Below are 19506 nucleotides of genomic sequence, written 5' to 3' on the forward strand. Positions count from 1 at the left end.
TCTTAAGGGTGATCCAGCGACGGTTTCGAATTCGTACGAGCGCACTGATGTGAGCAGTGGGAACCCGGCGCACCGGTGTGCACGGTCCGCGCGGGGCGGTTCGAGCGCCCCCACCGCGGGTTGACTCCCGTCCGGCCGCAGGTTGACGCGCATCCGTACGCCCCCGGCACCCCCGTCCGAACACCCGGAGCGGTCCGGCAACGAGCAGGCGGCAAGCGATTCGAACGTCGTCCCCCGCGCCGCCCACCCCGCGCCCACCCCGCGCCCGGCCCGGACCCGAACGGCCGAGGCCCGACCGCCCCCGCGCGCACGGTAGTCTCGACAGGTGCCGAAACTGTCCGACGTCATCACCGCGCTCGAAGAGGTCTACCCGCCGCAGTGGGCGGAGTCCTGGGACGCCGTCGGCCTGGTCTGCGGAGACCCTCAGGCCGAGGTCAACCGCGTGCTGTTCGCCGTCGACCCCGTCCAGGCGGTCGTCGACGAGGCCGTGGAGTGGGGCGCCGACCTCGTCGTCACCCACCACCCCCTCTACCTGCGCGGCACCACCAGCGTCGCCGCCACCACCTTCAAGGGCCGGGTGGTGCACACGCTGATCACCAACGGCATCGCCCTGCACGTCGCCCACACCAACGCCGACCACGCCGACCCCGGCGTCTCGGACGCGCTCGCCGAGGCGGTGGGCCTGCGGGTGACCGGCCCGCTGGTGCCGGACCCGACCGACCCGCTGGGCCGCCGCGGCACCGGCCGGATCGGCCTGCTGGAACCCCCGCTGGCCCTCTCCGCCTTCGCCGCCCAGGTAGCCCGGGGCCTGCCCGCCACCGCCGCCGGCGTCCGCGTCTCCGGCGACCCGGACCGGCTGGTCAGCCGGGTCGCGGTGTGCGGCGGCTCGGGCGACAGCCTCTTCGCCGACGTCCGGTCGGCCGGCGTGGACGCCTACCTGACCGCCGACCTGCGTCACCACCCGGCCTCCGAGGCCGCCGAGGCGGCGCCCGTCGCGCTGCTCGACGCCGCCCACTGGGCCACCGAGTGGCCCTGGCTCACCCTGGCCGAGCGGGCCCTGCTGGCCGCCGCCGACAAGCGCGGCTGGGCCGTGGAGACCAAGGTCTCCCACCGGGTCACCGACCCGTGGACCGCACACGCCCCCATGTCCTTCACCGCCTGACCCGATTCACAGGAGCTCTCCGCTTGAACGCCGCGCCCGCCGACCAGATCCGCCTGCTCGACCTCCAGGCCATCGACTCGAAGCTCGACCAGCTGGCCCACCGGCGCCGGAGCCTGCCCGAGCACGCCGAGATCGAGAAGGTCACCGCAGACCACACCGCGCTCAAGGACCTCGTCGTCGCCGCCGAGGCCCAGAAGGGCGACACCGCCCGCGAGCTGACCAAGGCCGAGCAGGACGTCGAGCAGGTCCGCGCCCGTGCCGCCCGCAACCAGCAGCGCCTGGACTCCGGCGCGATCACCTCGCCGAAGGACCTGGAGAACCTCCAGCACGAGATCGGCTCGCTCGCCAAGCGCCAGGGCGACCTGGAGGAGGTCGTGCTGGAGATCATGGAGCGCCAGGAGAGCGCCATCACCCGGGTCGAGGAGCTGTCCGCCCGCCTGGAGCACTCCACCGTCGTCCTCACCGAGGCCGAGGGCCGCCGCGACGCCGCCTTCGCCGAGATCGACGAGGAGGCGGGGAAGGTCAAGCGCGACCGCGAGACCGTCGCCGCCGTCATCCCGGCGGACCTGCTGAAGCTCTACACCAAGCTGCGCGACACCCAGGGCGGCGTCGGTGCGGCCCGCCTCTACCAGCGCCGCTGCGAGGGCTGCCGCACCGAGTTCTCGATCACCGAGCTGAACGCCATCAAGGCCGAGCCGGCCGACAAGGTGGTCCGCTGCGAGAACTGCTCGCGGATCCTGGTCCGCACCTCCGACTCGGGCGTCTGAGCCGGTGACGGCGCGCTTCATCGTCGAGGCTGACGGCGGGTCCCGGGGCAACCCGGGGCCGGCCGGCTACGGCGCGGTGGTCCGCGACGGGGACACCGGGCAGATCGTCGCCGAGGCCGCCGAGTTCATCGGCCACGCCACCAACAACGTGGCCGAGTACAAGGGCCTGATCGCCGGGCTCAGGGCGGCCCGCGAGCTGGACCAGGACGCCTCGGTGGACGTCCGGATGGACTCCAAGCTGGTCGTCGAGCAGATGTCCGGGCGCTGGAAGATCAAGCACCCGGACATGCAGCCGCTGGCCGCCGAGGCGCGCACCCTCTACCCGCGCAGCCGGGTCACGTACACCTGGATCCCGCGCGAGCGGAACAAGGACGCCGACCGGCTGGCCAACGAGGCGATGGACGCCGGCAAGGCCGGGCGCCAGTGGGAGCCCAGGGCTTCACGGGCCGTGGCGGAACCCCCGCTGGAGACCGCCGCCCCCAAGGCCGGCTGGGCCGCCCCGGCCGACCTCGGCACCCCGACCACCTTCGTCCTGCTGCGCCACGGCGAGACCCCGCTCACCCCGGAGAAGCGCTTCTCCGGCAGCGGCGGCAGCGACCCGGAGCTCTCCGACAAGGGCCGCTGGCAGGCCGAGCGGGCCGCCGAGGCGTTGGCCGCGCGCGGCAGCGTCCAGGCGGTCGTCGCCTCCCCGATGCGCCGCACCCGGCAGACCGCCGAGGCCGTCGCCGCCCGGCTCGGTCTGGAGGTCCGGTACGAGGACGGGCTGCGCGAGGTCGACTTCGGCGACTGGGAGGGCCTGACCTTCGCCGAAGTGCGGGAGCGGTACCCGGACGACCTGACCGCCTGGCTCGGCTCCGCCAAGGCCAGGCCGACCGGCAGCGACGAGAGCTTCGCCACGCTCACCCACCGGGCCGGCGTCGCCCGGGACAAGATCCTCGCCCGGTACGCGGGGAAGACCGTGCTGGTGGTTTCGCACGTCAGCCCGATCAAGACCCTGGTCCGGCTGGCGCTGGGCGCCCCGCCGGACTCGATGTACCGGATGGAGCTGTCCGCCGCCTCGATCTGCGCCGTCCAGTACTACACGGACGGCAACGCCTCGCTGCGGCTGCTCAACGACACCTCGCACCTGCGGTAGGGACGTCCGTCACCGGGGTGCTCAGTGCACCTCGGTGACCACCACGTCCAGCTGCCACGGCTTGCGGGCCGTGCCCTCCGCGGCGAGCTCCACCCGGTGGCCCAGCTCCAGCAGCGCGTCCATCAGCTCGCCCGGCGTCTTCGGCTCGGCGCCGGCGAGCAGCAGGTCCCGGACGATCCGGCCCTTGGTCGCCTTGTTGAAGTGGCTGACCACGCTGCGCTTGCCGTCGCGCTCCTGGAGCACCCGGACGGTGGCGGTCCGGGAGGCCACCTCGCCGGCCGGCTTCCAGGCCGCCGCGTAGGCGGAGCTGCGCAGGTCGAGCACCAGCCCGTCCGCCGCCTCGGGGAGCACGTCGGCCATCGCGCTCCGCCAGTACGCCCCGAGCGCCCCCAGCTCCGGGAGCTTCACGCCCATCGAGCAGCGGTAGGACGGAATCCGGTCGGAGATCCGCACGGCACCCCAGAGGCCGGAGAAGACCAGCAGCGAGCGCGCGGCCCGGTCGTACGCGGCGACGTCCAGGGTGGCCAGGCCGAGGTTGTCGAACAGCACCCCGGTGTACACCTCGCCCGCCGGGCGGGCACCGGCCGTCGGCAGTCCGGCGTTCTTGGCGATCTCGCCGCGCAGGCCGGGGGAGAGGCCGAGCACCTCGGCGGCGGTGTCCTCGTCGCCCCGGCAGAGCCCGACCAGTGCCTCCAGCACCGCCCCGCGGGCCGCCGTCAGCCCGGGCAGCGACAGCCGGTCCAGCGCGACCGGCGAGCCGTCCCCGGATGCGGCCTTGCCCTCCGAGGGCGGCAACAACACCAGCACAGCGGACTCCTTCAACACTTCGTGGCGGACGAACCCGGCAACCCTACTGCGGCCGTCGCCCGACCCCCGCCCCCGCGACCACGGCCGCCCCGGCCCCCAACGCCGCACAGAGCGGCGAGTAGTACCGCACGTTCAGCCGCCGGAACCGGTCCGATCGCTCACTCACCCGTCCGAACAGCACCGGCCCGCCGAGCCCGCGCGCCAGCAGCACCCCGGCCACCGTCCGCACCCCGGCCCGCCGCAAGCTCCGCGGCCCCACCGCCGGCAGCACCCCGGCCTCCGCCCCCACCAGGTACGCGGCCGCCCCCAGCAGCCCCGCCACCGCGACGCACGCCGCCGCCGGGGGCACCCCCTCGCCCGCCCCCACCACGGTGTCCGCGAACTCCTCCGGTGTCCGCAGCGGCCACGGCGTCACCGCCCACACCGCGTGCAGCGCCCCCACCGCGGCCAGCGCCGCCGACACCGCCGCCCCGGTCGCCCTGATCCCGCCCATCGCCCACGAACTCCCTTCGTCAACGGTCACCCGCTCCCCACCGTACGAGTGCTTACACCGCGCCCCGGAGGCCGCGGCAATTCGGTGGGCCGCTGCGCCGTTCACCACTACGGTGAGCGGCGAGGAGAGTGAACACGATGACCATGCGACCCCTGGACCTGGTGCCCGGCGACGGCGACGCCGTGGAGGAGTCCCTGCCCGTGCGCCTGCCCGCCGGGCTGCCGGCGGAGACCCGGCAGGCGCTGGAGTTCGCGGTGCGAGCCGCGGCCGAGGCGGTGATGGCCGGGCGGGTCAGGGTGACCGGGGCGCCGGACGGCGCGGACACCGCCGAAGTCGCCTTCGAGGTCCGTCAGTCCGACGTCCCCAAGTCGCTCACCGAGCAGACCGGTCAGCAGAGCAGGGCCGAACGCCGGGCGGCCATGGTGGCCCGCATCCGCACCGCCAACGCCGAGACGCTGGAGAGGCTCAAGGACCTGTGACCGAGTACCTGGACCTGGACGACGTCACCTACCTCGCCGGCGGGCCGGAGAACGTCCGCGACCTCGGCGGCCTGCTGTCGGCGATCGCCCGCCCGCAGGCGAGCCTGTTCGGCGACGACGCCTACCCGGACCTCTGGTCCAAGGCGGCCGCCCTCGGCCAGAGCCTGGCCCGCAACCACCCCCTGGTCGACCGCAACAAGCGCACCGCCTTCGAGGCGATGTTGCTGTTCCTGGACTACAACGGCGAGCCGTACACCGACCCGCACCCGGACGACGCCGTGGCGTTCATGCTCCGGCTCGCCACCGGGGGCTACGACGACACGATCGCCCTCGCCGCCAAGGACCTGAGGTCCCTGTTGGGGCGTTGAGCCTCCGTCCGGGCCCCCGTTCGGTCCCCGTCCGGCCCCGTTCGGTCCCCGTTCGGTCCCCGTCCGTCCCCGTCCGGTCCCGCTCCGCCACCCGGACGCACCGCCCACCTGCCCGGTCCCGCCCCGCGGTGGGAGGATCGATCCGTGCCCGACCTCCAGTCCCGCGCCGCCGTGCCCGCGCCCGCCCCCGGGCCCGCGCTCGGGCGCCGCCACCGCCTGCTCGTCCTGGCGATCTGCTGCCTGAGCCTGTTCATCGTCGGCCTCGACAACACCGTGGTGAACATCGCCCTGCCGTCGATCCAGCGGGACCTGGGCGCCCCACCGTCCGGGCTGCAGTGGATCATCGACGCCTACACCCTGGTGCTGGCCTCGCTGCTGATGCTGTTCGGCTCGGTGGCCGACCGCTTCGGCCGCCGCCGGGTCTTCCAGACCGGCCTGGTCTGCTTCGCGCTCGGCTCCCTGCTGTGCAGCCAGGCGCCGAGCCTGGGCTGGCTGGTGGCGTTCCGGGCGCTCCAGGCGGTGGGCGGCTCGATGCTCAACCCGGTGGCGATGTCGATCATCACCAACACCTTCATCGACCCGAGGGAACGCGCCCGGGCGATCGGCGTCTGGGGCGGCGTGGTCGGCATCTCGATGGCGCTCGGCCCGCTGCTCGGCGGCTTCCTGGTGGACGGTGCGGGCTGGCCGTCGATCTTCCTGATCAACGTCCCGGTGGCGCTCGCCGCCATCGCGCTGACCGCCCGCTACGTCCCGGAGTCCCGCGCGCCCCGGCCGCGCCGACTGGACCCGGTGGGCCAGCTTCTGATGATCGTGCTGCTCGGCTGCGGCACCGCCGCGATCATCGAGGGCCCGGCCAACGGCTGGACCTCCCCGCTGATCCTCACCCTGGCCGCGACCGCCCTGGCCGCGCTGATCGCCTTCCCGCTCTGGGAACGCCGGGTGGCCGAGCCGCTGGTGGACCCGCGGTTCTTCGCCAGCGCGCCGTTCACCGGCGCGACCGTCACCGCGGTCTGCGCCTTCGCCGCGCTCGGCGGCTTCCTCTTCCTCAACACCCTCTACCTCCAGGAGGTCCGCCACTACGGCCCGGTCGAGGCCGGCCTGTGGACGCTGCCGATGGCAGGGATGATGCTGGTCTGCGCGCCGCTGTCCGGACGGATCGTCGGCAGCCGGGGCCCGCGCCTGCCGCTGGTCGCGGCCGGGCTCGGCCTCGCCGCGAGCGGACTGCTGCTCACCCGGCTCACCGCCGACTCCCCGCCGGCCCTGCTGCTGGTCGCGTACGCGCTGTTCGGCTTCGGCTTCGGCATGGTGAACGCGCCGATCACCAACGCCGCCGTCGCCGGCATGCCGCGCACCCAGGCGGGCGTGGCGGCCGCGGTCGCCTCGACCAGCCGGCAGGTCGGCCAGTCGCTGGGCGTGGCGGTGATCGGCACGGTCGTCACCTCGGCCGTGGTCGGCCCGGTCGCGACCGGTTTCGCCCCGGCCAGCCACGCCGGCTGGTGGATCCTGGTCGGTCTCGGCGGTGCCGTCCTCGCGCTCGGCCTGGTCACCACCACCGCCTGGGCGAGCACGACGGCCGCCCGGGTGGCCGCCCGCCTCGGCTCCGAGCCGCCGGCCGTCCGGTCCGGTGTACGGGAGGCGCCGCCCGAGCGGCTACGATGACCACTACGGCGGAAGAGCCGGCCGGGCGGTCGCGACGGGTCCCAGACCCGCCGAGGAACGTCCGGGCTCCACAGAGCAGGGTGGTGGGTAACGCCCACCCGGGGTGACCCGCGGGACAGTGCCACAGAAAACAGACCGCCCACCGCTTTTCGTGGTGGGTAAGGGTGAAACGGTGGTGTAAGAGACCACCAGCGACCGGGGTGACCCGGCCGGCTAGGTAAACCCCACCTGGAGCAAGGTCAAGATCGGTGCCCTCGGGCGCCGTGCGCGGACGTTTGAAGGCTGCTCGCCCGAGTCCGCGGGTGGACCGCACGAGGCTGTCGGCAACGGCAGCCCTAGATGGATGGCCGCCTCCCCGGGCCGCGCAAGCAACCCGGGAGACAGAACCCGGCGTACAGGCCGACTCTTCCGCCCCCTTTCCTTCCCGCCGTCCGGCGCGGGGCCCCGTCAGGCGGGGCGGGCGCCGACGGCGTCGCGGATCTGGTCGCCGAGGCCGCCGTTGACGCGGGCGCAGTTGGCGCAGCAGAAGAACATGCCCGCCACTTCGACGCCGTGGCCGACGATGCGGACGTTGCAGTGCTCGCAGCGCGGGGCGAGCTTCTCCATCGCGCACTCGAAGCTGTCGAAGGTGTAGGTGTCGCCGGTGACCGTCTTGATCTCGAAGGCCAGCCAGTAGTCGTTGCCGCAGGTGACGCAGATGGCCATGGCGGCCGTCTCCTTCCGGTGGGGCCGCCCCGGGGCGGGGTGGCTCGTTTCCCAGTGTCGAAGGGCCGGTCGGCCACGGCCACCCGGGGGGGACTGTCGGGCGGAGGAGAGCGGACGGGGCGGCCTCAGGCGGAGCGGGCGGCGAGGTCCTCCAGGGCGCGGACGGCGCGGTCGGCGTCGTCGGCGGCGACGAACAGGTGGTCGTGGTGGAAGCCGGCCACCACGTTGCAGCTGATGCCCTCCTCGGCGAGCCGGCCGGACACGGCGGCCGTCAGCCCGACGGCCTCCAGCGCCGAGTGGATCCGCAGGGTGATCCAGGCCGCCACGTACTCGTAGCGCAGCCCGAGCGCGTCCGCCTCCTCCTGGGCGACCACCATCGTCACCCCCTCGGGCTCGGCGACGGTCACCACCGGCCGCATGCCGGCGGGCACCCGCGCGGGGAGCGTGCAGTAGACGTACCGCCCCGGGTTGAGCTGCGGGCTCATTCCGCGCAGCAGCGTCGCAAGGTCTCGTTCTGCGGCCATGCCCGCCACCGTAGCGGCTGGACGGGGGATGCGGCGTGCTCCGCGGGCGTGTCGGAATCCGTTGACGAGCGACAGTCGCCGATATATCGTCGAACTATCGAGACAGTGACTCGACTGGCTCGTTCGACTCGGAGATCCGAGGAGGTGGGCGTGATGCGCTCAGAACGTCAAGGAATGAGTTTCCGTTGGGAGGGCCCGCGCGGCGGCGGTCGACGCCGCGGCCCGGGCCCGGAGTTCCGGGGGATGCCCGGTGAGGGCGTCGAGGGCCGGGAGGCGTTCGGCGGCTTCGGCCCGCCGTTCGGTGGTGGCGGCCCCGGCCGGCCGATGGGCGGCCCGTACGGCCACGGCTTCGGTGGGCACGGTGGCCGGCGCGGTGGTCCGCACGCGCGGCGCGGCGGGCGGGCCCGGCGCGGTGACGTCCGGGCCTCGCTGCTGGCGTTGCTCAAGGAGCGGCCGATGCACGGCTACGAGATGATCGCCGAGATCACCGAGCGGACCGGCGGGGCCTGGCGGCCCAGCCCGGGGTCGATCTACCCCAACCTCCAGCTGCTGGAGGAGGAGGGCCTGATCACCGCGGAGGAGGTCGGCGGCAAGCGGCTGGTGTCGCTCACCGAGGCGGGCCGGGCCGAGGCCGACGCCGGGCCGGCCGAGCCGTGGGCGGAGGCCGGCCGGGAGGTCGACTGGGAGGCCGTCCAGGAGGTCGGCCAGGCACTCGCCGCCGTCGACCAGGCGATCCGCCAGGTCATGGCCACCGGCACCGAGGCGCAGCGCACCAAGGGTCTGGCGGTGCTGACCGAGGCCCGGAAGAAGCTGTACCTCATCCTCGCCGAGGATGACTGACAGCCCCGGGGAGAGAGTCCGTGGGGGAACGGGACGGGCGGTACTGCTGCCCGGGCGGCCCGGGGGAGGGCCTCACGGCCGGACCACGAACAGCGCCACGCACACCAGCAGCAGCACCGCCCAGCCGAACCAGAGCCAGGCGTTCGGTTCGATGGCCACGCTGTAGAGGCACACCACCAGGAGCAGCACCCCGGTGACGCCGGCGACCTGCCGGTTGTGGTGCCCGACCGCCCGCGAGCGGTTCCTCGGGTGCCGTGCCGTCCTCGCCATGCCGACCTCCCCGGGAGGCGAACGAAGGGCGACGACGAGGCGTGCGGCCCGTCAGCCGGAGGCGCGGGCGGTGGCCGCCTCGTCGTACTCGTAGCGCCAGAACCAGCTCAGGCCCCGAACCTGCTTGCTCCGGACGTACACCAGTGTGCGCGCGGGGGCCTCGCCGTGCGCGGGGACCGGGACCTTGTACTTCTTGGGCACGCCGAGTATCGGCCCCAGCGGGATGGGGAGGATCCTGCCGTCCAGGGGGCCGCCGACGAATTCGGTGTCCGCGCTCTTCATCCCTCCAGGGTCTCACCTCCGCGGGTGACCGCGGACCGGCCCGTGCGGGAGGGGGAACCGGGGCGACCGGGGGCTCCGGGACGGGAGGGCGGGCGGGAGGCCTCGTGAGGGTGGCGTGCCGGGAGTGTGCCCGGGGTGCGCCCGTGGGCATCACCGCGAGTGTGACCGGAGAGGCACCGCCCCCGGTCATCCGAAGGCCCTCCGCACCCTTATCCTTCCTGTTACGCCCTCGGGGTTCACCCGGGTCAGCGGGCCCCGTACGGGCCGGGCGAGGCGCGAATTCGCGCGCCCTCCGGCCGATTTGGCGCGGACAGCGTGCTGCCGTGACTGCGTACCGTGACCCGGGCGTCGGCCGTCCGGTGACCCCGGGCAGCGGCCGGCAGGGCGCGGACGTCAGGGCCGAGCACCCCGGGAAGCAGCCGGGGGCGCCGTGCGTTGCGTCGGAGTGGAACGTCGAACGCTGTGTCGCACCAGGCACGGCAGTTGCGCGGAAGGGGCCCGATGGAAGCCGGCAGCAGGTGGACGACCTGGTGGCAGAAGCGTGATCGTCAGCGGGCGGGGGGCGCGGACGGCCCGGCCGGACTCGATCAGCTGCTCGGCGCGGTGCGCGCCGGATTCCCGCTCGCGCCCGCCGCCCACCCGGCCGGCTACCGGTGTTCCTGTGACCGGGTGGCCTGTCCGGCCCCCGCCCAGCACCCGGTCTCCTTCGCCTGGCAGACCCAGGCCACCACCGATCCCGAGCAGCTCTCCCGCTGGCTCGCCCGGGACCCGCAGGCCAACTTCATCACCGCCACCGGCCGGGTGCACGACGTGCTGGACGTCCCGGCGGAGGCCGGACGGCTGGCGCTGGAGCGGCTGACCGCGCTGGGCGTCGACGGACCGGTCGCCGCCGTCGGCGAGGACCGCTACCTGTTCTTCACCGCCACCCGCGGTACCCCGCAGGACGAGGACGAGTGGTGGCCGAGCGCGCTCGACTCCACCCCGGACACCATGTCCGAGCACCCCGGGCTGCGCTGGCACTGCCGCGGCTCGTACACCCTGCTGCCGCCGGCCGCGCTGCCGGACGGCTCCCGGGTGCAGTGGCTGCGCGGGCCCGAGCAGCCGCTGCCCGACCCGCTGCGCGTCCTGGACGTGCTCACCGACGCCTGCACCGAGGTGGGCGCCGTCGCCGAGGAGCAGTGGCTGATCGGCTGACGACGCCCGGGCGGCACGGCGCCGCGGCGTTACGGCAGGGTGAGGATCTCCGCGCCGTCCGCCGTGACCACGAGGGTGTGCTCGAACTGGGCGGTGCGCTTGCGGTCCTTGGTGACGACCGTCCAGCCGTCCGCCCAGATCTCGTAGTCGTACGTGCCGAGGGTCAGCATCGGCTCGATGGTGAAGGTCATGCCCGGCTTGATCACCTCGGTGGCCCGCTCGCTGTCGTAGTGCGGGATGATCAGGCCGGAGTGGAACGACGTGTTGATGCCGTGTCCGGTGAAGTCCCGCACCACGCCGTAGTCGAAGCGCTTGGCGTAGGACTCGATGACCCGCCCGATGACGTTGATCTGACGACCCGGCTTGACCGCCTTGATCGCCCGGTTGAGGGACTCCCGGGTGCGCTCGACCAGCAGCCGGGACTCCTCGTCCACGTCGCCGACCAGGTAGGTGGCGTTGAGGTCGCCGTGCACCCCGTGGATGTACGCGGTGGCGTCGATGTTGACGATGTCGCCGTCCTGGAGCACGGTCGAGTCCGGGATGCCGTGGCAGATCACCTCGTTGATCGAGGTGCAGACGGACTTGGGGAAGCCCCGGTAGCCGAGGTCGGACGGGTAGGCGCCGTGGTCGCACATGTACTCGTGGGCGACGGCGTCCAGCGCGTCGGTGGTGACGCCGGGGGCGATCAGCTTGGTCGCCTCCTCCATCGCCCGGGCGGCGATCCCGCCCGCGATCCGCATCTTCTCGATCGTCTCGGCGGTCTGCACCTCGGGCCCGGTGTACGGCGTCGGCGCGGGCTTGCCGACGTATTCGGGGCGCGCGATGTGCGCCGGGACCTTGCGGGTGGGGGACTGGATGCCGGGTACGAGAGCCATGCCGCGAGTCTAGTCGCCGGGCCCCACCGCCCCGGGTGGTGTGCGGCCCCGCCCGGGGCGGGGAATGATCGGTACCGACCCATCCTTCTGGCCTTCTGAACGGGAGAGCGCCATGCCCCTCGGATTCAACCGCAAGCCGACCGGCAAGCCCGGCGAGTGGTTCTACTGCATCAAGCACAACAAGGTGGAAGAGGGCCCGGAGTGCCCGGCGAAGGACCGCCTGGGACCGTACGCCACCCCCGACGAGGCCGCCCAGGCGCTGCGGATCGCGGACGAGCGCAACCGGGAATGGCGCAACGACCCGCGCTGGAGCGACCAGCCCGAGGAGAAGGGCGAGTAGCCCCCGGCCGGCGCGGTCGACGCGACCGGAACACCGGGGCCGCCCGGTTCCGTCACGCCGCCGGGGCGGCCTCCCGTTCGGAGCGTTCGTGCTCGGCGCGGACGGCGGCGGCGTGCGGGTCGGTGCGGTCGTCGTAGGCGAGCAGCTTCGGCAGGGCGGCGGCGACGGCGAGCACGGCGACGACGCAGGCGGCGCCACCGGCCCAGACGGCGGCCCGCACGCCGACCAGTCCGGCCATGGTGCCGGCCCGGACCTGGCCGAGCTGCGGGCCGACGGAGTAGCTGAGCAGTTCGACGCCGGCCATCCGGCCGCGCAGCTCGTCCGGGATGGACTGGTTCCACATGGTCGAGCGGGCGAGCCCGCTGATCTCGTCGGCGCCGCCGGCCAGCGCCAGGCCGAGCAGCACCAGCCAGATGTGCTCGGTCAGTCCGGCGAGCGCCATCGCCGCGCCCCAGCCGACGGCGGCGACCACCAGCAGCCGCCCGTGCCGGTGGATGCGGGAGGTCCAGCCGCTGGTCGCGCCGACCAGCAGGGCGCCCAGGGCCGAGGCCGCGTACATCGGGCCGAGTGCCCAGTCCGCCCCCAACTCCGAGGCCAGGAACGGGAAGACGGCCACCGGGTAGGCGAACAGCATGGCGCAGAGGTCGATCGCGTAGGTGCCGAGCAGGTCCTTGCGGCTCCACGCGTAGCGGACGCCGGTGAGCACCGCCCGGAGGGACGGCCGCTCGGCGCCGGTGAGCGGCGGCACGGCCTTGATCCGGACGAGCAGCAGCAGCGAGACGGCGAAGGAGAGGACGTCCAGCGCGTACGCGGTCTGCACCCCGGCGAAGGCCACCACGACGCCGGCCAGCGCCGGGCCGGCCACCGAAGCGGCGTTGTGGTACAGCGACTTGAGGGCGAACGCGGCGGTCAGGTGCTGGTGCGGGACGAGCCGGGGGAGGAGCGAGTCCAGTGCCGGGCGCTGGATGCCGTCGGCGGCCGCGACCAGCGCGGCGACCAGGTAGATCGGCCAGAGCAGCGGGTCCGGCAGCAGGGCGTTGAGCAGCAGCAGCCCGGCCAGCAGGCCGAGCGCGACCTCCGCCCGCAGCACCAGCTTCCGGCGGTCCAGGGCGTCGGCGAGGGCACCGCCCCACAGGCCGAAGACGATCAGCGGCACGAGTTCGACGGCGCCGATCAGGCCGACCGCGAAGGAGGACCCGGTGAGCTCCTTGATCTGCATCGGCACGGCGATGAGGGTCAGGAAGCCGCCGAAGCTGGTGACGCAGCCGGAGGTCCACAGGTAGCGGAAGTCCCGCGAGGCGCGCCAGGGGGACAGGTCGGGCGTCAGCGAGCGCAGCAGCGTCCGGGCGCGACCGGGCACGGGGGGATGCGGGGGTTCGTCGACGTTCACGAACCGTCATCCTCGGACGGCGCTCGCCGCCTCCGCAAAGGGTTTTCGACCGCCGGCGAACCGACCGTCCGGCGAACCCGGGGGCCGGCCCCGGCTACCAGCGGCTGATCGCGGGCGGCGAGGTCAGCCGCCCGGCGAGTTCGGCGAGCCGGTCCCGGACGGAGCGGCGGCCGGCCCGCTGCCCGGCGGCGGCGCTGACCAGGTGCTGGGCGAGGTCGAAGGGCTCCCCGGCGGTGGTGCCGACGGCCAGCCGCTCGTGCGCGAGCTCACGGAGGTCGCCGAGGTCGCCGATGTCGCCGGAGCCACCGAGGCCGCCGGGATCACCCGGCCCACCGGCCGAGGCCGGGGCGCCGCCGTCCAGCGCGAGCACGGTCGCGCCGTGCCGCCGGGCGTCGTGCACCCGCTCCAGCAGCGGGGCCCCGGCCGCCTCCGGGGCCACCACCAGCACGGTGGCGCCGCGCCCGGCCTCGGTCAGCCGCCGCAGGTCGTGCGTCAGGTGGGCGGGGGCGTCGGCCGGCGGGCGGTGCCGCACCAGGGTGGGCGCCAGCCGGGGGACGTCCGACCAGGCGGCCTCGTCGTCCAGATGGGCGGCCAGGTGCCAGGGCTCGTACCCCTCGGTGCCGACCAGCAGCAGCCCGCTCGCCCCGCGCCGTTCCACGGAGCGGCGCAGCGATCCGGCGAAGCCGCCGATCGCCTCCAGCCAGCCCGTTCCCGCCAGCCGTTCCCGGAGTGCCGAAACTCTCACCGCGTCCATGCGGGCCAGGATGTCCCGCCGGGCCGGGGATTTGGCAGGATCGGCCCATGACTTCCCTCGATTCAGTGACGAACCCGGCCCACGAGGCGCCGGACGTCTCGCAGCTGGTGGTCGGTGTCCTCGGCGGCACCGGCGACCAGGGGCGGGGCCTGGCCCTGCGGCTGGCCAAGGCCGGCCAGCAGGTGATCATCGGCTCCCGTGACGCCGCCCGGGCCGAGGCCGCGGCGGCCGGGCTGGGCCTCGGCGTGCGCGGCGCCGACAACGCCACCGTCGCCCGGGAGAGCGACGTGGTGATCATCGCGGTGCCCTGGGACGGCCACGCCGCCACCCTGACCGCGCTGCGCGAGGAGCTCGCGGGCAAGATCGTCGTCGACTGCGTCAACCCGCTGGGCTTCGACAAGCAGGGCGCGTACGCGCTGAAGCCGGAGGAGGGCAGTGCCGCCGAGCAGGCCGCCGCGCTGCTGCCGGACTCCCGGGTCACCGCCGCGTTCCACCACCTCTCGGCGGTCCTGCTCCAGGACGAGTCGGTGGAGACCATCGACACCGACGTCATGGTGCTCGGCGACGACCGGGACGCCATCGACGTCGTCCGGGGCCTGGCCGCCCGCATCCCCGGGATGCGCGGCATCTTCGCGGGCCGGCTGCGCAACGCCCACCAGGTGGAGGCGCTGGTCGCCAACCTGATCTCGGTCAACCGCCGCTACAAGGCCCACGCGGGCCTGCGGATCACCGACGTCTGACCATCGGACGCCGTGTCGACCTCACCCCGGACCTGCTCCGGAGGTGAGGTCGGCGACAATGGGTTCCGGCCGAACCCCGGCCGCCCGTACCCGGTCCCAGGAGTCCGCCGCCATGCCCCGCACGTCCCTGCTCGCCCTGATCGTCGTCGTCCTCGCGCTGGTCGCCGCCGTCTTCTCGCTGACCCAGGGCCTCTGGCTGGGCCTGATCTGGCTCCCGCTGGCCGGTGTGGCCAGCAACGTGCTGTGGATGAACCGCCGCAGCGCGAAGCTCGCCGAGGCCGCCGCCGCGGCCGAGCAGGGCTGAGGCTTCCGGAAGGGCTAGTTCTTCCAGAAGGTGAACAGGTACCGGCCGAGCGTCGCGTAGTCCTGGTCCACGCCGAACAGGTTCATCAGGCCGTGGACGATGCCGAAGAAGAACTGGTTCACCTGGGGCTGCCACAGCAGCGCGAACACGGCGAGCATCCCGTACGGCGCGAACGGCTCGATCGCGCGCCGGGTCTTGTACGACAGCCACGGCTCGACGATCCCGTAGCCGTCCAGCCCGGGCACCGGCAGCAGGTTCAGCACCGCCGCGCTCAGCTGGAGGAAGCCGAGGAATCCCAGCGCCCCGGAGAACGGCGAGATGATCAGCTCGTAGCCGTTCCAGAACGCGTGCACGGTCGGGTCGTCCAGCCAGCCCGCGCCGATCGGGATCAGCAGCGCCGCCGCGATGAGCAGGTTGACCAGCGGGCCGGCCGCCGAGATCAGGCTGTGCTTGAGCCGGCCCTGGATCCGGTTCCGCTCGATCCAGACCGAGCCGCCGGGCAGGCCGATGCCGCCGAGGATCACGAAGACGATCGGCAGCACGAAGCTGAGCAGCACGTTGGCGTACTTCAGCGGGTTGAGCGTGAGGTAGCCCTTGGCGCCGACGGTGATGTCGCCGCCGTGCAGCGCGGTGCGCGCGTGGGCGTACTCGTGCAGGCAGAGCGAGACCATCCAGCCCGCGACCACGAACAGGAACACCCCGAACGAGGTGTTGCCGTAGCCCTGGTACACCGCCCAGCCGGAGGTGCCGAGGACGGCGAGCAGCACCCAGAACACCGGGCTGATCCGGCGGTCCTCGCTGCGGGAGCGCGGCGTGGCGGCGAAGGTCATGGTGTGGGTGCTCCGTGGGCAGGGGGAAGAGGGGCGGGCGTGGGCCGGGGTCGATCATGCCGGGTGGGCCGGTGACCGGACAAGCCGCTCCGGGTGAACGTCCGGGCGTGCGCCGGCGTTCCGCCCCACGCGGCGTTCCACCCCCACGCACCGGGGCCGGGACGGCCCTGCACAATTGTGCGGCCCTTGCCCCGCCGATCGACCAGAATGGTCCGGTGCACTACGGCATTCTCGGGACGACGACGGCCCACCACGACGACGGCACCCCGGTGCCGATCGGCGGCGCCCGGCTGCGGGCCCTGCTCACCGCCCTGGCCCTGCGGCAGGGCCGGCCGGTGCCGGCCGACGTGCTGGTGGACGAGGTGTGGGAGGCAGAGCCGCCGCAGGACTCCTCCGCCGCGCTCCAGACCCTGGTCGGCCGGCTGCGCCGCACCATCGGCCGGGACGAGGTCGGCTCCGGCCCGGCCGGGTACTGGCTGACCGGCCCGGCCACCGACCTCGCCGACTTCCAGCGGCTGACCGGCGAGGGCCGCCGTGCCCTCGACGCAGGGGACCACGCGCTCGCCGCCGGGAAGCTGGCCGCCGCCCTGGCGCTGTGGCGCGGCCCCGCGCTGGCCGACCTGCCGGACCGCACCGGCCCGGCCGCCCGGCTGGACGCCCAGCGGGAGGAGGCCCGCCGCCACCGGATCACCGCCGACCTCGGCCTCGGCCGGGCCGCCGAGCTGGTCGCCGAGCTGGCCGAGCTGTGCGGCGGGCAGCCGCTGGACGAGCCGTTGCAGCTGCTGATGATCCGGGCGCTGCACGAGAGCGGGCGGACGGCCGAGGCGCTGCGCCACTACGAACGGACCAGGCGCGCGCTGGCCGAGGAGCTCGGCGTCGACCCGGGCCGCGGACTCCGCTCCCTGTACGCCGAGTTGCTCGCACCGGACGCTCACGAGGCGCCGACGCCGGAGCCCGTCCGCGCCCCGGCCCCCGCGCTCGCACCCGCTGCCGCGCCCCAACTCCCGCGCTCCGGTGGCAATCTGCGCGGCCGGCTGACCAGCTTCGTCGGCCGGGAGGAGGATCTCGCCGCGCTGCGCGGCATGCTGGCGGACCGTCGGCTGGTCACCCTGACCGGCCCCGGCGGCTCCGGCAAGACCAGCCTCTCGACGGAGGCCGGCCGCGCCGAGCAGTCCGCCGGTGGCTGGCCGGACGGCGTCTGGGTGGCCGAACTCGCCCCGCTGGAGAGCCCGGAGGCGGTGCCCGCCGCCGTGGTCTCGGCGCTCGGCCTGCGCGAGATCGTGCTGCACAGCACCAGCATGGTCGCCGAGGTGATCGACAAGCGGGCCGAGAACCCGGTGCGCCGGCTGGTCGAGCACTGCGGCCACCGTCGGATGCTGCTCGTCCTGGACAACTGCGAGCACCTGATCCAGGCCGCCGCCGACCTCGCCGACGTCCTGCTCGCCGAGTGCCCCGGGCTGACCGTGCTCGCCACCAGCCGTGAACCGCTGGGCGTGCCCGGGGAGACGGTGCTGCCGGTGGAGCCGCTGCCCGACCCGGTGGCGCTGCGGCTGTTCGCCGAGCGCGCCGCCGCCGCCCGTCCCGGCTTCGACCCGCAGAGCGACCCGGAGGCCTGCGCCGAGATCTGCCGCCGGCTGGACGGGCTGCCGCTGGCCATCGAGCTGGCCGCCGCCCGGCTGCGGGTGATGACGGCGCGCCAGATAGCCGACCGGCTGGACGGCCGGTTCTCACTGCTCACCGCGGGCAGCCGCACCCTGCTGCCGCGCCAGCAGACCCTGCGCGCGGTGGTCGACTGGAGCTGGGACCTGCTGGGCAAGCGGGAGCGGGCGGTGCTGCGCCGGCTGTCGGTGTTCGCGGGCGGCTGGCAGCTGGAGGACGCCGAGGCGGTCTGCGCCGACGGCGTCGAGGTGGCCCCCGGCGAGGTCGCCGACCTGCTGCTGTCCCTGGTCGACAAGTCCCTGCTGGTGGCGGACCTGGACGGGGCCAGCCTGCCGCGCTACCGGATGCTGGAGACCATCCACGAGTACGCGGCCGAGCGTCTCGCCGGGGCCGCCGCCGAGCGCGCCGCCACCGAGGCCCGTCACCTCGCGCACTTCCGCACCATGCTCTCCGTCGCCGACGGCCAGATCCACGGCCCCCGGCAGCTGCACTGGCTGACGGTGCTGGAGCGCGAGCAGGACAACATCCGGATCGCGTTGCGTCGGGCGATCGACCTGCGGGACGAGGAACAGGCGCTGCTCCTCGCCCTCGGCATGAGCTGGTACTGGTCGCTGCGCGGCTACAGCATGGAGGCGCGCTCCTGGTACAACGCGGTCGCCGCGCTCGGCCCGGACCCGTTCGGCCCGGACGCCCCGCGGCCGGTGCCGCTGGAGCGCAGCGTGTTCGCGTACGAGCTGCCGCTGTCCGCCGGGGTGGTCGAGGAGGCCCGCCGGCTGCTCGCGATGTTCCGGCTGATCGGGCTGTTCGAGGGCAACCTGGACGTCCTCGGCGACCCGGAGGCGATCGAGGTCGCCCAGCGGCTGATGGGCGTCTACACCCCGGATCTGCCGCAGGCCTACCGCTTCCCGGCGCTGATGCGGGTGTTCGGGGCCTTCCTGTCCGGTCGCCTGGAGGAGATGAAGGACCTGATCGACGACGCCGTGCGCGGCTGCGAACAGCACGGCGGGGTGAGCGACCTGGCGTTCATCCTCCAGGTGCGGGCCAGGATGATGAACGACTGGCCGAGCGGCGAGGAGCAGAGCATCCTGGACGGCGAGCGCTCGCTGGAGCTGTTCGAGCAGTCGGGCAACCTCTGGGGGATCTCCCAGGCGCTGTCCGCGCACGGCGAGTCGCTGGCCAACCGGGGCGAGTCCGCGGCCGCCGCCGAGGCGTACGCGCGGGCGATCGAGCTGGTCGAGGAGCTGGGGGCGCCGCAGGAGGTGCCGATCCTGCGGGTGAACCTGGGCAGCGCCCTGCTGGAGCACGACATGGACCGCGGCGAGCGGGTCATCCGCGAGGCGCTGGCCTCGATCGACACCCCGGGGCTCAACCAGTCCACCACCGGGGCACTGATGTTCGGCCACCTGACGCTCTGCGGCATCCACGCCCAGCGCGGCGAGTTCGAGCGGGCGCTGGCCGAGCTGGACGAGCTGGACACGGTCCGGGTCGGGGGTTTCGCGCCGAGCCTGGTGACCGGGATGCTGCTGAGTTCCCGCGGCTGGATCACCGCCCGGGCCGGGGACCCGGAGGCGGGGTTCGAGCTGCTGCGCGACGGCTGGCGGCAGCTGCGGGCGGTGACGGCCGCGAGCGGCTTCTTCGAACACATGACGGTCCTGGTGGTGCCGGCGGTGACGGCGGTGCTGTGCGCCTTCGCCCAGCACGACGGCGACCTGGAGCGGGCCCGGGTGGCGGCCGCGCTGACCGGCGCGCACGGTGGGCTGCACGGCCCCAAGGGCGGCTACCTGGACCGGGTCGAGCGCGCGCGTTCGGAGGCCGTCCTGCGGGAGCTGATGGGGGATGCCGGGTACGAGGAGGCCCGGGCCGACGGGGCCGGGATGACCCAGGAGCAGGCCTTCGAACTGCTGGAGGGGCTGATCGGCTAGACCGCGC

Annotated in this window: 22 protein-coding genes and 1 other RNA gene; 13 read left to right on the forward strand and 10 right to left on the reverse strand. The window is 74.1% G+C overall.

All coding sequences use genetic code 11. The features are described 5' to 3' along the window. The first annotated feature begins 325 nt into the window (after positions 1-325). From ACFU7Y_RS04055 to ACFU7Y_RS04065, 3 genes are read left to right on the forward strand one after another with little or no spacing between them, the layout of a single operon-like run. The gene (locus ACFU7Y_RS04055) at positions 326-1162 is read left to right on the forward strand and encodes a Nif3-like dinuclear metal center hexameric protein (RefSeq protein ID WP_224283706.1); all 837 of its coding nucleotides are present in this window, start codon (positions 326-328) and stop codon (positions 1160-1162) included. 23 nt (positions 1163-1185) lie between these two features. Further along, entirely contained in the window at positions 1186-1929 is a 744-nt protein-coding gene (locus ACFU7Y_RS04060) for a zinc ribbon domain-containing protein (protein ID WP_224283705.1), read from the forward strand. A 4-nt stretch (positions 1930-1933) separates the two neighbouring features. After that, positions 1934-3064 (forward strand): bifunctional RNase H/acid phosphatase, encoded by a 1131-nt coding sequence (locus ACFU7Y_RS04065; RefSeq protein ID WP_380766401.1) that lies wholly within the window; start codon positions 1934-1936, stop codon positions 3062-3064. Between the two features lie 21 nt (positions 3065-3085). Here ACFU7Y_RS04065 and yaaA read toward each other — a convergent pair whose 3' ends face one another. Beyond that, on the reverse strand, positions 3086-3871 hold the full coding sequence (gene yaaA / locus ACFU7Y_RS04070; protein ID WP_224283703.1) for a peroxide stress protein YaaA: 786 nt from the start codon (positions 3869-3871) through the stop codon (positions 3086-3088). A 43-nt stretch (positions 3872-3914) separates the two neighbouring features. After that, entirely contained in the window at positions 3915-4394 is a 480-nt protein-coding gene (locus ACFU7Y_RS04075; protein ID WP_380766402.1) for a DUF3995 domain-containing protein, read from the reverse strand. A gap of 107 nt (positions 4395-4501) precedes the next feature. On the opposite strand from ACFU7Y_RS04075, the gene ACFU7Y_RS04080 reads away from it, so the two are divergent. The 4 genes from ACFU7Y_RS04080 to rnpB all read left to right on the forward strand — a co-directional run bounded on the left by ACFU7Y_RS04080 (position 4502) and on the right by rnpB (position 7281). Continuing rightward, positions 4502-4843: a hypothetical protein gene (locus tag ACFU7Y_RS04080; protein WP_224274136.1), complete on the forward strand. Its 342-nt coding sequence runs from the start codon at positions 4502-4504 to the stop codon at positions 4841-4843. Continuing rightward, complete coding sequence (locus tag ACFU7Y_RS04085; RefSeq protein WP_224274134.1) at positions 4840-5211, forward strand: type II toxin-antitoxin system death-on-curing family toxin; 372 nt, start codon at positions 4840-4842, stop codon at positions 5209-5211. The genes ACFU7Y_RS04080 and ACFU7Y_RS04085 overlap by 4 nt, the downstream gene beginning before the upstream one ends. A gap of 144 nt (positions 5212-5355) precedes the next feature. After that, positions 5356-6870 carry an MFS transporter gene (locus tag ACFU7Y_RS04090; protein WP_380766403.1) on the forward strand — a complete coding sequence of 505 codons (1515 nt, stop codon included), beginning with the start codon at positions 5356-5358 and terminating at the stop codon, positions 6868-6870. A gap of 13 nt (positions 6871-6883) precedes the next feature. Beyond that, positions 6884-7281: RNase P RNA component class A (gene rnpB, locus ACFU7Y_RS04095), an RNA gene on the forward strand. 36 nt (positions 7282-7317) lie between these two features. On the opposite strand, the gene ACFU7Y_RS04100 is transcribed toward rnpB, so the two are convergent. Further along, on the reverse strand, positions 7318-7575 hold the full coding sequence (locus ACFU7Y_RS04100) for a Prokaryotic metallothionein (RefSeq protein WP_224273956.1): 258 nt from the start codon (positions 7573-7575) through the stop codon (positions 7318-7320). Between the two features lie 125 nt (positions 7576-7700). After that, a complete protein-coding gene (locus ACFU7Y_RS04105) occupies positions 7701-8099 on the reverse strand; it encodes an ACT domain-containing protein (RefSeq protein WP_224273954.1) in 399 nt (132 codons plus the stop codon). Between the two features lie 174 nt (positions 8100-8273). Between ACFU7Y_RS04105 and ACFU7Y_RS04110 the strand changes: the two genes are divergently transcribed. Beyond that, positions 8274-8939 carry a PadR family transcriptional regulator gene (locus ACFU7Y_RS04110; protein ID WP_380766404.1) on the forward strand — a complete coding sequence of 222 codons (666 nt, stop codon included), beginning with the start codon at positions 8274-8276 and terminating at the stop codon, positions 8937-8939. Between the two features lie 72 nt (positions 8940-9011). On the opposite strand, the gene ACFU7Y_RS04115 is transcribed toward ACFU7Y_RS04110, so the two are convergent. Both ACFU7Y_RS04115 and ACFU7Y_RS04120 read right to left on the reverse strand, forming a co-directional pair. Beyond that, complete coding sequence (locus ACFU7Y_RS04115) at positions 9012-9209, reverse strand: hypothetical protein (protein ID WP_380766405.1); 198 nt, start codon at positions 9207-9209, stop codon at positions 9012-9014. A 51-nt stretch (positions 9210-9260) separates the two neighbouring features. Then, a complete protein-coding gene (locus tag ACFU7Y_RS04120; RefSeq protein WP_224284296.1) occupies positions 9261-9491 on the reverse strand; it encodes a hypothetical protein in 231 nt (76 codons plus the stop codon). 501 nt (positions 9492-9992) lie between these two features. On the opposite strand from ACFU7Y_RS04120, the gene ACFU7Y_RS04125 reads away from it, so the two are divergent. Further along, positions 9993-10685 carry a bifunctional DNA primase/polymerase gene (locus ACFU7Y_RS04125; RefSeq protein WP_224284297.1) on the forward strand — a complete coding sequence of 231 codons (693 nt, stop codon included), beginning with the start codon at positions 9993-9995 and terminating at the stop codon, positions 10683-10685. Positions 10686-10714: 29 nt separating this feature from the next. On the opposite strand, the gene map is transcribed toward ACFU7Y_RS04125, so the two are convergent. After that, on the reverse strand, positions 10715-11560 hold the full coding sequence (gene map, locus ACFU7Y_RS04130) for a type I methionyl aminopeptidase (protein WP_380766406.1): 846 nt from the start codon (positions 11558-11560) through the stop codon (positions 10715-10717). A 112-nt stretch (positions 11561-11672) separates the two neighbouring features. On the opposite strand from map, the gene ACFU7Y_RS04135 reads away from it, so the two are divergent. Continuing rightward, a complete protein-coding gene (locus ACFU7Y_RS04135) occupies positions 11673-11900 on the forward strand; it encodes a hypothetical protein (RefSeq protein ID WP_224284299.1) in 228 nt (75 codons plus the stop codon). Between the two features lie 52 nt (positions 11901-11952). On the opposite strand, the gene ACFU7Y_RS04140 is transcribed toward ACFU7Y_RS04135, so the two are convergent. Both ACFU7Y_RS04140 and ACFU7Y_RS04145 read right to left on the reverse strand, forming a co-directional pair. Further along, positions 11953-13290: an MFS transporter gene (locus ACFU7Y_RS04140; protein ID WP_380766407.1), complete on the reverse strand. Its 1338-nt coding sequence runs from the start codon at positions 13288-13290 to the stop codon at positions 11953-11955. Positions 13291-13384: 94 nt separating this feature from the next. After that, the gene (locus ACFU7Y_RS04145; RefSeq protein WP_380766408.1) at positions 13385-14044 is read right to left on the reverse strand and encodes a hypothetical protein; all 660 of its coding nucleotides are present in this window, start codon (positions 14042-14044) and stop codon (positions 13385-13387) included. 47 nt (positions 14045-14091) lie between these two features. Here ACFU7Y_RS04145 and npdG point away from each other — a divergent pair, with 47 nt between their 5' ends. Both npdG and ACFU7Y_RS04155 read left to right on the forward strand, forming a co-directional pair. Further along, positions 14092-14784 carry an NADPH-dependent F420 reductase gene (npdG, locus tag ACFU7Y_RS04150; RefSeq protein WP_380766409.1) on the forward strand — a complete coding sequence of 231 codons (693 nt, stop codon included), beginning with the start codon at positions 14092-14094 and terminating at the stop codon, positions 14782-14784. A gap of 112 nt (positions 14785-14896) precedes the next feature. Continuing rightward, positions 14897-15088 (forward strand): hypothetical protein, encoded by a 192-nt coding sequence (locus ACFU7Y_RS04155; protein WP_224285083.1) that lies wholly within the window; start codon positions 14897-14899, stop codon positions 15086-15088. Between the two features lie 14 nt (positions 15089-15102). Here the strand turns inward: ACFU7Y_RS04155 and ACFU7Y_RS04160 are convergent, their stop codons facing one another. After that, positions 15103-15918 (reverse strand): site-2 protease family protein, encoded by an 816-nt coding sequence (locus tag ACFU7Y_RS04160; RefSeq protein WP_224285084.1) that lies wholly within the window; start codon positions 15916-15918, stop codon positions 15103-15105. A gap of 215 nt (positions 15919-16133) precedes the next feature. On the opposite strand from ACFU7Y_RS04160, the gene ACFU7Y_RS04165 reads away from it, so the two are divergent. Beyond that, on the forward strand, positions 16134-19499 hold the full coding sequence (locus ACFU7Y_RS04165; RefSeq protein WP_380766410.1) for a BTAD domain-containing putative transcriptional regulator: 3366 nt from the start codon (positions 16134-16136) through the stop codon (positions 19497-19499). Positions 19500-19506: the final 7 nt, after the last annotated feature.

Origin of the sequence: Kitasatospora sp. NPDC057542 (assembly GCF_042801945.1) — a bacterium.
Classification (GTDB): domain Bacteria; phylum Actinomycetota; class Actinomycetes; order Streptomycetales; family Streptomycetaceae; genus Kitasatospora.